This is a genomic window from Klebsiella sp. WP3-W18-ESBL-02 (genome assembly GCF_014168815.1).
Taxonomy (GTDB): domain Bacteria; phylum Pseudomonadota; class Gammaproteobacteria; order Enterobacterales; family Enterobacteriaceae; genus Kluyvera; species Kluyvera ascorbata_B.
This window is the reverse complement of the sequence record NZ_AP021972.1, coordinates 1,989,911-2,004,071: the sequence shown is the minus strand read 5'-3', so window position 1 is coordinate 2,004,071 and position 14,161 is coordinate 1,989,911. Positions and strand designations below refer to the sequence as shown.

The 14,161-nt window shown below is 53.6% G+C and carries 15 protein-coding genes; 4 read left to right on the top strand and 11 right to left on the bottom strand.

Annotation, left to right across the window (positions count from 1 at the left end; all coding sequences use genetic code 11):
• Positions 1 to 50: 50 nt before the first annotated feature.
• A complete protein-coding gene (gene uvrC, locus H7R56_RS09395; RefSeq protein WP_106927881.1) occupies positions 51 to 1,883 on the bottom strand; it encodes an excinuclease ABC subunit UvrC in 1,833 nt (610 codons plus the stop codon).
• Positions 1,880 to 2,536, bottom strand: a complete 657-nt coding sequence (gene uvrY / locus H7R56_RS09390; RefSeq protein WP_064544562.1) for a UvrY/SirA/GacA family response regulator transcription factor — start codon at positions 2,534 to 2,536, stop codon at positions 1,880 to 1,882. Before uvrY ends, uvrC begins: the two co-directional genes overlap by 4 nt.
• 457 nt (positions 2,537 to 2,993) lie before the next feature.
• Here uvrY and H7R56_RS09385 point away from each other — a divergent pair, with 457 nt between their 5' ends.
• A complete protein-coding gene (locus tag H7R56_RS09385; RefSeq protein ID WP_035894108.1) occupies positions 2,994 to 3,218 on the top strand; it encodes a DUF2594 family protein in 225 nt (74 codons plus the stop codon).
• Between the two features lie 72 nt (positions 3,219 to 3,290).
• On the opposite strand, the gene sdiA is transcribed toward H7R56_RS09385, so the two are convergent.
• From sdiA to H7R56_RS09345, 8 genes are all read right to left on the bottom strand, one after another.
• Complete coding sequence (gene sdiA, locus H7R56_RS09380; RefSeq protein WP_106927883.1) at positions 3,291 to 4,013, bottom strand: transcriptional regulator SdiA; 723 nt, start codon at positions 4,011 to 4,013, stop codon at positions 3,291 to 3,293.
• Positions 4,014 to 4,331: 318 nt separating this feature from the next.
• Positions 4,332 to 5,084 carry an L-cystine ABC transporter ATP-binding protein TcyN gene (gene tcyN, locus H7R56_RS09375; protein WP_106927885.1) on the bottom strand — a complete coding sequence of 251 codons (753 nt, stop codon included), beginning with the start codon at positions 5,082 to 5,084 and terminating at the stop codon, positions 4,332 to 4,334.
• Positions 5,081 to 5,749: a cystine ABC transporter permease gene (gene tcyL / locus H7R56_RS09370; protein ID WP_106927887.1), complete on the bottom strand. Its 669-nt coding sequence runs from the start codon at positions 5,747 to 5,749 to the stop codon at positions 5,081 to 5,083. The genes tcyN and tcyL overlap by 4 nt, the downstream gene beginning before the upstream one ends.
• A gap of 13 nt (positions 5,750 to 5,762) precedes the next feature.
• A complete protein-coding gene (gene dcyD / locus H7R56_RS09365) occupies positions 5,763 to 6,749 on the bottom strand; it encodes a D-cysteine desulfhydrase (RefSeq protein ID WP_106927889.1) in 987 nt (328 codons plus the stop codon).
• A gap of 81 nt (positions 6,750 to 6,830) precedes the next feature.
• Complete coding sequence (tcyJ, locus tag H7R56_RS09360; protein ID WP_106927918.1) at positions 6,831 to 7,631, bottom strand: cystine ABC transporter substrate-binding protein; 801 nt, start codon at positions 7,629 to 7,631, stop codon at positions 6,831 to 6,833.
• 86 nt (positions 7,632 to 7,717) lie between these two features.
• A complete protein-coding gene (gene fliZ / locus H7R56_RS09355) occupies positions 7,718 to 8,269 on the bottom strand; it encodes a flagella biosynthesis regulatory protein FliZ (protein WP_106927891.1) in 552 nt (183 codons plus the stop codon).
• 60 nt (positions 8,270 to 8,329) lie between these two features.
• Positions 8,330 to 9,049: an RNA polymerase sigma factor FliA gene (locus H7R56_RS09350; RefSeq protein WP_106927920.1), complete on the bottom strand. Its 720-nt coding sequence runs from the start codon at positions 9,047 to 9,049 to the stop codon at positions 8,330 to 8,332.
• A 164-nt stretch (positions 9,050 to 9,213) separates the two neighbouring features.
• The gene (locus H7R56_RS09345; protein ID WP_182928586.1) at positions 9,214 to 11,016 is read right to left on the bottom strand and encodes a FliC/FljB family flagellin; all 1,803 of its coding nucleotides are present in this window, start codon (positions 11,014 to 11,016) and stop codon (positions 9,214 to 9,216) included.
• A gap of 264 nt (positions 11,017 to 11,280) precedes the next feature.
• Between H7R56_RS09345 and fliD the strand changes: the two genes are divergently transcribed.
• Genes fliD through fliT form a run of 3 tightly spaced genes read left to right on the top strand, consistent with a single transcriptional unit; the run spans position 11,281 to position 13,502 of the window.
• Positions 11,281 to 12,693, top strand: a complete 1,413-nt coding sequence (fliD, locus tag H7R56_RS09340; protein ID WP_106927895.1) for a flagellar filament capping protein FliD — start codon at positions 11,281 to 11,283, stop codon at positions 12,691 to 12,693.
• 24 nt (positions 12,694 to 12,717) lie between these two features.
• Positions 12,718 to 13,128 carry a flagellar export chaperone FliS gene (gene fliS / locus H7R56_RS09335; protein ID WP_106927897.1) on the top strand — a complete coding sequence of 137 codons (411 nt, stop codon included), beginning with the start codon at positions 12,718 to 12,720 and terminating at the stop codon, positions 13,126 to 13,128.
• Complete coding sequence (gene fliT / locus H7R56_RS09330; protein WP_106927899.1) at positions 13,128 to 13,502, top strand: flagella biosynthesis regulatory protein FliT; 375 nt, start codon at positions 13,128 to 13,130, stop codon at positions 13,500 to 13,502. Before fliS ends, fliT begins: the two co-directional genes overlap by 1 nt.
• A 42-nt stretch (positions 13,503 to 13,544) precedes the next feature.
• Here the strand turns inward: fliT and yedD are convergent, their stop codons facing one another.
• Complete coding sequence (gene yedD / locus H7R56_RS09325; RefSeq protein WP_106927901.1) at positions 13,545 to 13,958, bottom strand: lipoprotein YedD; 414 nt, start codon at positions 13,956 to 13,958, stop codon at positions 13,545 to 13,547.
• Positions 13,959 to 14,161 lie beyond the last annotated feature (203 nt).

The window sequence follows — 14,161 nt, the reverse complement described above, 5'->3', positions numbered from 1 at the left end:
GGTAACTATCTGTTGTTAGTAAATATTAGCCCTATGTTGCTACAGAGCCCCTAATGTTTCAACGAGTAGAAGATCTTTTCTGCTAAGCCAAGCGAGATTCCGGGCACTTTGGCAATTTCTTCGACGCTGGCCTGCTGTAAACCCTGCAGGCCGCCCATGTATTTGAGCAGCATCTGGCGTCGCTTCGGCCCTACGCCTTCGATGGTCTCCAGCGAACTGGTGCTCTTGACCTTCGCGCGCTTTTTACGGTGGCCTGAAATGGCGTGATCGTGCGACTCATCACGAATATGCTGAATAACGTGCAGCGCCGGCGAGTCCGGAGGCAGACTAAACCCCTCGCCTTCCGGTTCAAAGAACAGCGTCTCGAGCCCCGCTTTGCGGTCGCTGCCTTTTGCCACCCCCAGCAGCAGCGGGTGATGTTTATCCCACGGCACATCAAGTTCGGCAAACACGGCTTTCGCCTGCCCCAACTGCCCTTTCCCACCGTCAATCAGGATAACGTCAGGAATTTTACTCTCATCAATCGCTTTACCATAGCGGCGACGCAGCACCTGGTTCATGGCCGCATAGTCATCGCCCGGGGTAATGCCGGTAATATTATAGCGGCGATACTCGGCGCGCAGCGGGCCGTTAGCATCGAACACCACGCAGGACGCCACCGTCTGCTCACCCATGGTATGGCTGATATCAAAACACTCCATCCGCTTAATCGCCGGCAGCTTCAGCTCGGCGGCCAGCGCCTGCAGGCGCTGATGGACGGTAGACTGTTGGGAAAGTTTAGTCGACAGCGCGGTCACCGCATTGGTACGCGCCAGCTTTAAATAGCGCGCGCGATCGCCGCGCGGTTTTGTCTGCACCTGAATGCGTCGCCCGGCCAGCTCTGATAAAGAATCGGCGAGTAGCGTTTTGTCCTGCAGCGTAAAGTCGAGCAGGATCTCACCCGGCAGCGTGCGCACCTGGCTGCCCTGAAAATAAAATTGACCGACGAAGGTTTCCACCACCTCGCCCAGTTCAGTATCGTTCGGCACCTTCGGGAAGTAGCTGCGGCTGCCGAGCACTTTGCCCTGGCGAATAAACAGCACGTGCACGCAGGCCATACCGGCTTCAAAGGCCACGCCGATCACGTCCAGATCGTCACCGTTGTTGGAGACAAACTGTTTCTCGGTAACCCGGCGCACCGCCTGAATCTGATCGCGAATACGCGCCGCTTCTTCAAAGGCCAATGCCTGGCTGGCTTTTTCCATACGCGCAATCAGCTGCGTCAGCACCTGATCATCTTTACCGGCAAGGAATAGCCGCACGTATTCCACCTGCTGCGCATACTCTTCTTCACTCACCAACCCCTTCACGCACGGCCCGAGACAGCGGCCGATTTGGTATTGCAGGCAGGGGCGCGAGCGGTTGCGGTACACGCTGTTTTCACACTGGCGGATGGGGAAAATCTTTTGCAGCAGCGCCAGGGTCTCCCGTACCGCATAGCCGTTCGGGAATGGCCCGAAGTATTCGCCTTTCGCATGCTTAGCGCCGCGATGGGTCGCCAGGCGCGGGTGGGTATCGCCGCTGAGAAAAATAAAAGGATACGATTTATCATCACGCAGCAGTACGTTGTAGCGCGGCTGATAGAGCTTGATGTAGTTGTGTTCGAGCAGCAGCGCTTCCGTTTCGGTGTGGGTCACGGTGACGTCAATTTGCGCAATTTGCGCGACCAGCGCTTCCGTTTTGCGTGAAGCAACCTGAGCACGAAAATAGCTGGAAAGGCGTTTTTTGAGATCTTTGGCTTTGCCAACATAAATAACCGTGCCGCCGGCATCATACATACGATAAACGCCGGGTTGGCTGGTTACGGTTTTCAGAAAGGCTTTTGAATCAAAAACATCACTCACTGACTTGCTAACGACTCCGCATTGCACAGGCCATGGCGAATTGCCAGGTGCGTCAACTCAACGTCACCGTGGATGTTCAGCTTGCTAAACATACGATAACGGTAGCTGTTGACCGTCTTGGGACTCAGATTCAACTGTTCTGAAATCTCATTCACCTTCTGACCTTTTGTGATCATCAGCATAATCTGCAATTCACGTTCAGACAAACTGGAGAACGGCGATTCCGTTTTTTCTGGCTCGATCTGGCTTAAGGCCATCTGCTGAGCGATATCGGACGCAATATAACGCTGGCCGGAGAACACGGAGCGGATAGCATTAACCACTTCCTGCGGCGCGGCGCCTTTGCTGAGATAGCCTGCAGCCCCAGCCTGCATCACTTTCGCCGGTAGCGGATTTTCCGTGTGTACGGTCAGCATAATGACTTTGGTATCGACCGCAGACCGCGCAATTTTGCGCGTAGCTTCGAGGCCGCCGATGCCGGGCATGTTCATGTCCATCAGCACAACGTCGACAGGGTTAGCACGGCACCACTTCACCGCATCTTCCCCGCAGTTTGCCTCGCCGGTCACTCTAATACCTTTTATATCTTCCAGAATGCGTCGTATCCCTGCGCGCACCAGTTCGTGGTCATCAACAAGAAGGACGTTGATCAAAGGAATAATCTCCAGAATAGGGATAACGCTACTACTGCTTAATTCCCCCATACTACCGGGTTTTATATCATCTGTGAAAGTCTAAAAATGCCAGAGCTTCGATTTCGATCTCGTTTTTGGAAATATTCATGTACAGATGCTGGAAAGCTCTTAAAAACAGTAAGATGCCAAAGGCCGTTATCAGTATGCAGGCGGTGATTATCGGCGTAAACAGGCGCTTTATCGTATATTTGCTAAATAGCCCCTATAATATGTAACAACTATTAACGATGCAGGAACCGTATTTAAACAATTTGCGGCTAAGCCACTGCCCATGCAGTCGAAAATAATAATTAATATCAGCTCTGAGCAGCGCACAAAAAACAGGCACTCCTTTTTTTCTCTCCGCTTGTGGTATACTGCGCCGCTTTCATCATCCGCATCGCGCATAATGCGCAGAAATTGTACGAGGCAATAAATGAGCACACCTGATTTTTCCACCGCTGAAAATAATCAAAATCTGGCCCAGGAACTCTCCTGCCTGAAGGCCATGCTGACCCTGATGCTGCAAGCGATGGGGCAGGCTGACGCCGGCCGTGTGATTATTAAGATGGAAAAGCAAATTGCGCAGTTAGAAGATGAAGCTCAGGCTGCCGTATTTTCCAGTACCGTTAAGCAAATTAAACAAGCTTATCGCCAGTAATTAAAAACCGGCCGTCGGCATCGCTGCTGACGGTCGGTTTGCCGTCTGGCACGCAGAACGTGTGAATACAAGTCAGATCAAACCAATCGCCGCCGCATAGCAGGCAATCTGCGTTTTATTAGGCGCATTGAATTTCTTCTGCATATTCTTTTGATGGAAATTCACCGTATTCTCTGAAATAGACAGAATCATCGAAATTTCCGCCGATGTTTTTCCTTCCGCAGTCCATTTCAGAATTTCTAATTCCCGCTTACTGAATTTCATCTCGCGCGGCATCACCATTTCGTCTTCGACGCGTAATAATGCCAACAGGCTCATTTCCAGCAGAATCTGTAAGCGCAGCGCCATTTCATCCTCATCCTGAGCAACGCGCAGCACGCGTGAACGCGACACCGATAAGAAACCGTGCGCATGATTCGGCAACATCAGGCACTGCGTGGCCCCCGTTTGCAAACCATGCTCGCGCGCAGCGTGCCACAGCTCCTGGGCGTCGCTAAAGAGTTCATCATCCCAGCGCAAATGGCCCAGTGAGAAATTATCCGGTTTCAGCACCGGATCGATAGCCATATAGTTTGCCGACTTATAGTGCGACATCCAGGCATCTGGATAGGTGGTATACACCGAAATGCGGGGCCGGGTAAACGGCACCGGGTGACGAACGCACAGGGCGAAGAAATCATATTCCAGATATTCGGTTTGCTGCTGAAGTAACGTGTATATCTGCGCGCTTGCTGTCGCCGCCTGGAAAAGATGCAGCACTTCCCGCCGCCAACTGAAAAAATCATCGTCTCTCATAACAAACGAGAAACCCCCTGATCAACAATCATTTTTATGAATACTAAAACCTAACACATAAATCTTATTTATATGTATAAAATATCACGCTATCGCCAAATAATCTTAAATTGCCGCATTTTTGCAACGTAACACGCGATATAGCTGCAATCAGGCCCTTTACGCGCGCCCGTAATGAAATAATGTCCACCTATTAATAAGGCGAACTTAAGTAAAATTTTTCATTGAAAAGAGGATGCCCGCACGTGGTCATCCTTTGCGATATAAATTAAGTAGCCGCCGACGCGCGCCGGTTGGGCTACCCGGCGCGCATTAGCGCTATTGCATGAGGAATTTTTCGAGGAACTGACGCGTACGCGTCTGCTGTGGATTGGCAAACAGGGCTTTTGCCTCCCCTTGCTCGACGATTCTCCCCTGATCCATAAAAATAGCCCGATCGGCCACATCACGCGCGAAGCTCATCTCATGGGTAACGATAACCATCGTCCGCTTTTCCTGCGCCAGCGCGCGAATGGTATTCAATACCTCACCGACCAGTTCCGGGTCCAGCGCGGAGGTGGGCTCATCGAAGAGAATGACGTCCGGACGCATCGCCAACGCGCGGGCTATGGCTACGCGCTGCTGCTGGCCGCCGGAAAGACGTCGCGGATAGCTCGCTTCCTTGCCTGTCAGCCCGACCTTCGCTAACAGCTCGCGAGCGCGGGCGATCGCACCGGGTTTATCCTCGCCTTTCACAATCACCGGCCCTTCAATAATGTTTTCCAGCACGGTGCGGTGTGGAAACAGGTTAAAGTTCTGAAACACAAAACCAACGTGCTGTCGCAGGCGGCGAATCAGCCCCTTCTGCTGGCTCATTGGCCGCGCGGTATCAATGGTTATCTCCCCCACGCGAATGGTGCCACTCTCCGGCTGCTCCAACAGGTTAATACTGCGCAGCAGCGTGGTTTTACCAGAGCCGCTCGGCCCGATAATCGCCACCACTTCGCCCTCTTTCACTTCAAGGTCAATGCCGTGCAGCACCGTCTGTCCGTGGAATTTTTTCACCAGGTTTTTGACTTCTATCGCGCTCATTTCGGATCTCGCTCCTGGCGGTTAAGCTGGTTTTCAAAATAGTTTTGCAGCATCGACAGCACCGTCGCCATCACCCAGTAAATCAGCGATGCGGCCAGGTACATGGTGAACACTTCCAGCGTGCGCGAAGTAATCAGCTGCGCCTGGCGGAACAGTTCCGGCACCTGAATGGTGGCGGCCAGCGAGGTATCCTTCACCAGGCTGATAAAGCTGTTCGACAGCGGCGGCAGCGCGACCCGCGCCGCCTGCGGCAGAATCGCCCGACGCAAGGTCTGCCACGGGGTCATGCCAATACTGGCGGCCGCTTCCCACTGCCCTTTGTCGATCGATGAAATCGCCGCTCGCAGCGTTTCGGCGGCATAGGCCGCGGTGTTAAGCGACAGGCCAATCATCGCCGACGGAATGGGGTCCAGCTCGATGCCAAACTGCGGCAGGCCGTAGTAAATCATAAACAGCTGGGCAATCAGCGGCGTGCCGCGAAAGATAGAGATGTAGCAGCGCGCCAGCCAGCGCACCGGCGCAATCGGCGACAGGCGCATCAGCGCGAGAATAAAGCCCAGCACCAGCCCGAAGAACATCCCGCCAATACTAAGCTGGAGGGTAAAGACCGCACCTTTGAGCAAATACGGTGCGGAATCAATCACTAATTGAATACTTTCTTGCATGAGCGCGTTCTATTTAGATGTGAGGATGATAGGCGAACAGCGCAGGCGCGCCGCCGGTGTGAACAAACAAAATGGGGCCTTCATCCTTAAAGCGTTTCTGGCTGATGCCATCAATAAGCCCGGCCATCGCCTTGCCGGTGTACACCGGGTCGAGCAGAATACCTTCCAGACGTGCCAGCAGCTTAACCGCCTCCATGCCGTCATCGTTAGGGATGCCGTAACCCGGCGCGAAATAATCGTCCCACAGCGTAATGTTGGCCTTCGCCGTCAACTCAAGGCTACGGGCAATCTCCTGCTGAAGCGTCACCACTTTCGGCAACTGATCGGCAACCTTGCGCGAGACGGTTACGCCAATCAGTTCGGCTTCCGGCATGACCTGCTCCAGACCAACGGCGAGGCCCGCATGGGTACCCGCGCTGCCGGAGGCGACCACGACGGATGAAATCGACACCGCGCCTTCGCACTGCTGGGCGATTTCCAGCGCGCTCTCCACGTAACCCAGCGCGCCCAGCGCGTTTGATCCGCCTACCGGGATCACGTACGGACGAAAGCCCTGCGCCTCAAGGCGCGTCGCCAGCTCGGCAAGCTGGGCGTTCGGATCGTTCAGCGCATCGCACATTTCGACCTGAGTATTGAATAAATCCAGCAGCAGGCGGTTGCCGTTGCTGAGGTAGTTTTCCGCCGTGGTGCCCATCGGGTTTTCCAGCAGCGCCACACAGTGCAGGCCCAGTTTGGCCGCCACGGCCGCTGTCTGGCGCACGTGGTTAGACTGAATCGCGCCGGCGGTCACCAGCGTATCGGCCCCCTCGCGCAGCGCATCGGCGGCGAGAAACTCAAGCTTGCGCAGCTTGTTGCCGCCCATTGCCAGCGGCGTGACGTCGTCGCGCTTAATAAAGATATCGCGCCCGATGTAGTCAGAAAAGCGCGGCAGGTATTCCAGCGGCGTCGGCGCGCCAATAAATTCCAGGCGCGGAAAGCGGGTTAAATTTTGCAGTGACATAACATCTCCTTGGTCTCGTTTTTATTATGCGCCCAAAATAAAAAAAGGCGCCCTTTCAGCGCCTTTTTTCGATCGGAGCGATTACTGCGTCACGTCTGCGCCGAACCATTTTTCGGACAGCGCCTTCAGGCTACCGTCTTTATGCATGGCATCAATCGCACTATCAACCGCTTTCAGCAGGTCTTCGTTGCCTTTACGCAGCGCCACGCCCGATTCCTGGCGGGAGAACGCATCACCGGCAACGGCCAGCGTGTCGTTAGTTTTCTTCACCAGGTCCAGCGCGGCCAGACGGTCAACCAGGATAGCATTGATGCGGCCTACGCGCAGGTCCTGATACTTGGTCGGGTCATCATCATAGGTACGAATGTCTACGCCCTGCACGTTCTGACGCAGCCACTCTTCGTAGTTGGTTCCCAGGCCGACGCCGACTTTTTTGCCTTTCAGATCGGCGGCGGTTTTGATGGTGCCTTCATTGCCCTTTTTCACCAGCGCCTGAATACCGGAGATGGTGTACGGGGTGGAGAAGTCATATTTCTTCTGACGTTCCGGCGAAATGGTGACCTGGTTAATCACCACGTCAATACGTTTGGAGTCCAGCGACGCCAGCATACCGTCCCATTTGGTCGGCTTCAGATCGGCTTTCACACCCAGATGCTTCGCCAGCTCGTTAGCGAACTCGACTTCAAAACCGGTCAGCTTGCCATCATCGCCCTGGAAACTAAACGGAGGATAGGTGCCTTCCAGCCCAACGCGCAGCGTGCCGCGTTCTTTGACCTGGTTTAATAAATTTTCAGCCGCAAAAGCATGAACACTTGCGCCTGCGACCAGCGCAGCGGCCATTACGCCCATCAGCGCCTGACGACCCAGAAACTTCAGCTTCATCATTCCCCCGAAAAACATCATTTTTTCAGTAGTGTAAACCGTTCATCATCAATGACAAACACCTATGCGATACATGTTATTCCAAATTAATATATATCAGAGGTTTCACAATCTGCGAAATCTTGTTCGCCGCTCCGGGGAGCGTGGCGCTGAAAACGCAGGTATTTACGCAGCGCAATGCGATAATTGTTGGTGCTGGTGTCCGGCAGCCAGGCTTCCAGCTTTTCATCCGCGTGGCGCTCTTGCAGCAATGCATGCGGCACCTGCTGTTCGGTGAAATGATTGCCCAAACGACGCAGGCGCACCACGTATTCGCGCACGGTGCCAGCGCTCATGTCGGTTTGTTCGAGAAGGTATTGTTTAAAGCCGATGATATTGAAGAAAGCGCTCCGCTCTTTGCAGTGCAGATCGCCACAGAAGCGGCACAGTGCGGACCACGCGCTACGCTCCTGCTGCCACGCGGCGTCATCCATCAGGGTATCGAGACGGGAAATCGCGATTTTGTTCACTATCTCCCCGTGGCGGACCAGCGTGATGCGATCGAGCAGTTTATGACAATGTGCGCAGTGCGTTTGGCTGTGTTTGAAGTCTTTCAAATAGCGGCTTAGCGGCCGTCTTTTTACCTGCATCATCATGATAACTCCGGGTTTTCATTGATTAATGCGGCATTTTTTGGTCAAACTTTACGTTATTCCAACCTACAACTTACCCAGCTTGATGCGTAAACGCTTGATCGCCTGGCTGTGCAGCTGGCTGACGCGCGACTCCCCGACTTCCAGCACCGCGCCAATCTCTTTAAGATTGAGCTCTTCCTGGTAATAGAGGGTTAACACCAACTTCTCGCGTTCCGGCAGGGCCTCAATGGCCTCCATCACGCGATGGCGCAGATCGCCTTCCAGCAGTTGATGCAGTGGGTTTTCGTGCTGATTCTCTTCCGTCACCAGTTCGATGCTGTCGCCGTACTCTTCCCGCCACTCATCGTAGGAAAAAAGCTGGCTGTTATTGGTATCCAGCAGCACCTGACGGTATTCCTCAACCGCAATCCCCAATCGCTGCGCGACTTCGGTTTCCGTCGCGTTTCGTCCCAGCTCTTGCTCCAGTTGACCCAGCGCTTGCGCAACTTCACGCGCGTTTCGCCGGACGCTACGCGGAACCCAGTCACGGCTGCGTAGTTCGTCCAGCATCGCCCCACGGATGCGCTGCACTGCGTAAGTGGTAAATGCCGTACCTTGCAGAGCGTCATAGCGTTCAACAGCGTTCAATAAGCCGATACCGCCCGCCTGGAGCAGATCGTCCAGTTCCACACTCGCCGGCAAACGCACCTGGAGGCGCAGCGCTTCGTGTCGTACCAACGGCACATAGCGTTGCCATAGCGAGTGTTTATCCATTACACCTTCAGCGGTATACATTGAATTCACGATAAACAGCCCTGCATCAATATGATTTATCGGCACGATTATCCGTTTCTATAGCCGTTTTAATCGATGGAACAGTGGGGAAAATGTGGGGTTATTTGCAGAGTAAGTAAAATTTCAGCAACAAAAAACCCCGCCGAAGCGGGGTTGAGTCAGGTTGAGAGCGATTAGCCCTGCAGCAGAGACAGAACCTGCTGCGGTACCTGGTTAGCTTTTGCCAGCACGGAGTTACCGGCCTGCTGAATGATCTGCGCTTTAGACATGTTGGACACTTCGGTCGCATAGTCGGCGTCCTGAATACGGGACTGCGCTTCAGACAGGTTGGTGGTGGTGTTGTTCAGGTTGGTTACCGCGGAATCCAGACGGTTCTGGATAGCACCCAGGGAAGAACGGAATTTGTCGATGGAGCTGATAGCAGCGTCCAGAGCAGCCAGAGGATCTTTGGTTGCCGTGCCTGCAGCAGTAGCTTCAGAAGTGATTTTACCACCAGAAGTCACGTACGCCGCTGAACCCACAGATTTAGCAAACGGGTTACTGTTGCTGTTGTCAACGGTACCCGCGGTACCATCACCCAGCAGGTTAGCATTAACGGTAACAGCCCCGGTATCTTTGTCTACTTTGTACTGAGTAGTAAATTGCTTAACGTCAGTAAAGTTACCATTGGCATCTTTGTAAGTGGCATCAGCTTTGCCTACATCAGCGCCAGTGCTGTTGAACGTAATGGAGCCTTTCAGTACACCCGAAGCATAGTTAACGGTAGAAGCCGTTGCATGACCCGCAACAGTTGAAGCGGTATCAGTGCTTGCGACTTTCGCCATCACTTCATCTTTAGAGATGGTGGCGGTGTAAGTCATATTACCGTTAGTAGCATCGGTAAAGTTATAAGTTGTACCGCCGACGCTTACAGAAGAAGTATATGCGCCAGTTGCCGCTTTAGCTGCGTCAGCAGATGCCTGCATCAAGCCATCAAGGGTAGCCGCAGTACCAGTGCCGCCAGCATTACTGGTGGTCAGGTTACCCGCAGTATCCAGGAATGCATCCTGACCACCGATAGTAACTTTACCGTTGGAATCGACGTCGAATTTAACGCTCGCGGTTGAACCGTTGGATGCAGTGTAAACACCAGACTGAGAGCCAGAAGCCGGGATCAGTTTCTGTGCGAAAGTAGTAACATCAGTATTGTCTACACTTGCAGCATAGCTAAAGTTACCGCTGGTTGCATCGTAGGTGTAGTTAGTGGTGATATCACCTGCGCCATCATCGACATAGGTCTTAACAGAAACGGTATCGCCAGTGCTCAGTTTTGCGAAAGCATCGGAAGCACTAACTGCATCGTTCTTGGTGGTCAGGTTATACAGACCAGAGCCGGTTGCAGTTTCGGTCGCGCCAGCCGCCGTCAGGTTACTAACAGTTGCTGCTTTGTTGTTGACAGTGCCGGAGCCATTTACGTTAAAGCCATTCAGACCCAGAGTAGAAGAGTCAATTTTCTTCAGATCGATGGTGATCGTCTGGCCATCGTTCGCGCCAACCTGAATTTTCAGGGAGCCGTCTTTTGCCAGCACGTTCACTCCGTTGAACTGGGTCTGACCGGATACGCGGTCAATTTCGTCCAGACGAGATTTGATTTCGTCCTGGATAGAAGCCAGGTCGGAATCGGAGTTAGTGCCGGTGGTTGCCTGAACGGTCAGTTCACGCACACGCTGTAAGTTGTTGTTGATTTCAGACAGTGCGCCTTCCGTGGTCTGTGCCAGGGAGATACCGTCGTTGGCGTTACGCGCAGCCTGAGTCAGGCCTTTAATGTTGGAAGTGAAACGGTTAGCAATCGCCTGACCCGCAGCATCATCCTTCGCGCTGTTAATACGCAGACCTGACGACAGACGCTCAATAGAAGTCGACAGTGCAGACTGGTTCTTGTTGATGTTGTTCTGAGTGATCAGCGAGAGGCTGTTGGTATTAATGACTTGTGCCATGATTCGTTATCCTATATTGCAAGTCGTTGATTACGTATTGGGTTTCCACCCTTCGGCTCAATCGCCGTCAAACTTGTTATCGTCTGCCGTAAACCAACCTTTAGAATTTTTTTTCGCAATCACGCATTTTTTTAGCCGCCGAATTACTCTTTTCTCTTGCCCTTATTCCTGCCATTAAAAAAAAACAATTAAGCGTAAACTTTGACGCATTCAGGCCGATAACCCAGACATTCATTCTACGTGTCGACAAATCAAGGAATAACAATGGCAAGCATTTCTTCACTAGGAGTTGGATCGGGCCTGAATCTGAGCGACATTCTGGATAGCCTTACCGCTGCACAAAAACAGACGCTGACGCCGATTTCTAAACAACAGTCTTCCTATACCGCAAAGCTGAGCGCCTACGGCAGCCTGAAAAGCGGGCTCGAAGCATTCCAGACCGCCAACACCGCGCTGTCGAAAGCCGATCTGTTCACCGCGACCACTACCGCCAGTTCGACCACCGCGTTTAGCGCCACCACGACCGGCAGCGCCATTGCGGGAAAATACACCATCAGCGTCACGCAGCTGGCGCAGGCGCAAACGCTGACCACCAAAACCACCCAGAGCGATAGCAAGACCGCCATTGCCACCGGCGACAGCACTTTAACTATCCAGCAGGGCGGCGATAAAAAGCCGGTGACCATCGATATCAGCGCCGCTAACTCGTCGTTAACCGGTATTCGCGATGCCATCAACAATGCGAAAGCGGGCGTCAGCGCCAGTATCATTAACGTCGGCAACGGCGCCTATCGTCTGTCGATCACCTCGAACGATACCGGTTCAGATAACGCCATGACCTTAAGCGTCAGCGGCGACAGCGCGCTGCAAAGCTTTATGGGCTATAACGGCACCAGCACCGATGCCAGCAACGGTATGGAACAGAGCGTTAACGCGCAAAACGCGAAGCTGACCGTCAACAACGTTCCGATTGAAAACAGCAGCAACACCATCAGCGACGCGCTGGAAGACATTACGCTGAACCTCAACGATGTCACTTCCGGCAACCAGACGCTGACTATCACTCAGGACACCAGCAAAGCGCAGAGCGCCATCAGCGCCTGGGTGACCGCCTATAACACCCTGCTCGATACTTTCAGCAGCCTGACAAAATACACCGCTGTAGACGCGGGCGCAGACAGCCAGGATGCCAACAACGGCGCGCTGCTGGGCGACACCACGCTGCGTACCATTCAGACCCAGCTGAAAAGTATGTTAAGCAATTCGCTGAGCTCCTCTTCTTACAAAACGCTGGCGCAGATCGGTATTACCACCGACCCGAGCGACGGCAAACTGGAGCTGGACAACGATAAACTGACCGCGGCGCTGAAAAAAGATTCTTCCGGCGTGGGCGATCTGCTGGTCGGCGACGGTAAAAAAACCGGCATCACCACCACCATTGGCACCAACCTGACCAGCTGGCTGTCCACCACCGGCATCATCAAGGCCGCTACCGATGGCGTCAGCAAAACGCTGAACAAATTAACCAAAGACTACAACGCGGCCAGCGATCGTATCGATGCCCAGGTCGCACGTTATAAAGAGCAGTTTACCCAACTGGACGTGTTAATGACCTCGCTGAACAGCACCAGCAGCTACTTAACCCAGCAGTTTGAGTCGACCAGCAGTTCCAAGTAATCATCGTTAACCGGGAGAAAGCGCATGTACGGGGCAAAAGGTACGCAGGCCTACGCACAGATTGGAGTGGAAAGCGCCGTCATGAGCGCCAGTCAGGATCAGCTCGTCACGATGCTGTTCGACGGCGCGCTGAGCGCGCTGATCCGCGCCCGCCTGTTTATGCAGGACGGTAACCAGCAGGGAAAAGGTCTTTCTCTGTCGAAAGCCATCAACATTATCGACAATGGGCTGAAGATTGGCCTTGATGAAGACAGCCGCGATGAGCTGACGCAGAACCTGCTGTCGCTCTACGCTTATATGGTCAGACGCCTTCTGCAGGCCAACCTGCACAATGATGTTAGCGCCGTTGAGGAAGTTGAGGCATTAATGCGCAATATCGCCGAAGCCTGGAAGGAATCTTTACTTACGCCCAATACGATTCAGGATGCCGTCTAATGAGCTATGCATCGCACCTTTACCTCTCATACCAACAGCTGGTTGAAAAAAGCAATATGATGCTGCGGCTTGCCACGGAGGGTCTGTGGGACGAACTGATTGCCAGTGAAATAGAGTACGTAAATGCGGTGCAAAAGATTGCTCAATTGACGCGAGATAGCGATCCGACCGATCCGCTTCAGGAACAGCTGCGTCCTTTGCTACGCAAAGTGCTGGATAACGAAAACACCGTCAAGCGCCTGCTGCAGGGGCGGATGGATGAGCTGGCAAAACTGGTGGGTCAATCGTCGATGCAAAAGACGGTCATGACTACCTACGGCAATCAGGGCGGCCACGTGCTGGTGCCGCAGGACAACGTCGACCTCAACCATTGACGAAAAGCGCTCCGGCATGGTGCATGTCGGAGCGTCAATGGCTTACGGCAGCGTCGACTTCAGCGGCGTTTTCGCCAGCGCCTTCTCGCACTCTACCGTCGGACGCGCCACCCGCTGCAGCGTCATACCGTCATAGCTCAGCGAATTCCCTTCCCGCTCGATCGCGTAAACATCCAGCTTATGCGTGACGTTATAGACGTCTTTGTCGCGCAGGGTCAGTTTACCCGGCAGAGCAATCACGCGCTGCCACTGGCGGCAGTCGAGAGTGTCGCCGTCGCGAGTGATGATCAGGCTCGCCATCGCCTGCGGGCTCACCAGCGCGCTCTGTGGCCCCATGGTCTGCCAGTAGCCGGCCAGCCCTTCCGGTGCAGGCGCTTTCACCACCGTTGAGTAGTTGTCAATCTGCGCACAGCCCGCCAACGTCATCAGCGCCGCCACAATGGCTAATTTTTTCATTATTCATCCTGTTCGGGGAGAAAAAAACAGAAACATTATAGCGTTAAACACGCTGGCGTTTCACGGGAAATGACGATGTAGAGCGATAGCCCTGAAGAGAGAAAACGACTTTATGGATTAACGCCAGGCAGGCACAACGCCAGCGTCAGGCTCAACGGCAGCCGCGACGAGCCAACAAAAAAGAGGTGAGAGGAATGGTGGTG

Excerpts from the sequence above, each read along its gene's own strand:
- H7R56_RS09385 (WP_035894108.1), top strand. The coding sequence starts at position 2,994 with ATGAGCACACCTGATTTTTCCACCGCTGAAAATAATCAAAATCTGGCC.
- sdiA (WP_106927883.1), bottom strand. The coding sequence starts at position 4,013 with ATGAGAGACGATGATTTTTTCAGTTGGCGGCGGGAAGTGCTGCATCTT.
- tcyN (WP_106927885.1), bottom strand. The coding sequence starts at position 5,084 with ATGAGCGCGATAGAAGTCAAAAACCTGGTGAAAAAATTCCACGGACAG.
- tcyL (WP_106927887.1), bottom strand. The coding sequence starts at position 5,749 with ATGCAAGAAAGTATTCAATTAGTGATTGATTCCGCACCGTATTTGCTC.
- dcyD (WP_106927889.1), bottom strand. The coding sequence starts at position 6,749 with ATGTCACTGCAAAATTTAACCCGCTTTCCGCGCCTGGAATTTATTGGC.
- tcyJ (WP_106927918.1), bottom strand. The coding sequence starts at position 7,631 with ATGAAGCTGAAGTTTCTGGGTCGTCAGGCGCTGATGGGCGTAATGGCC.
- H7R56_RS09345 (WP_182928586.1), bottom strand. The coding sequence starts at position 11,016 with ATGGCACAAGTCATTAATACCAACAGCCTCTCGCTGATCACTCAGAAC.
- fliD (WP_106927895.1), top strand. The coding sequence starts at position 11,281 with ATGGCAAGCATTTCTTCACTAGGAGTTGGATCGGGCCTGAATCTGAGC.
- fliS (WP_106927897.1), top strand. The coding sequence starts at position 12,718 with ATGTACGGGGCAAAAGGTACGCAGGCCTACGCACAGATTGGAGTGGAA.
- fliT (WP_106927899.1), top strand. The coding sequence starts at position 13,128 with ATGAGCTATGCATCGCACCTTTACCTCTCATACCAACAGCTGGTTGAA.
- yedD (WP_106927901.1), bottom strand. The coding sequence starts at position 13,958 with ATGAAAAAATTAGCCATTGTGGCGGCGCTGATGACGTTGGCGGGCTGT.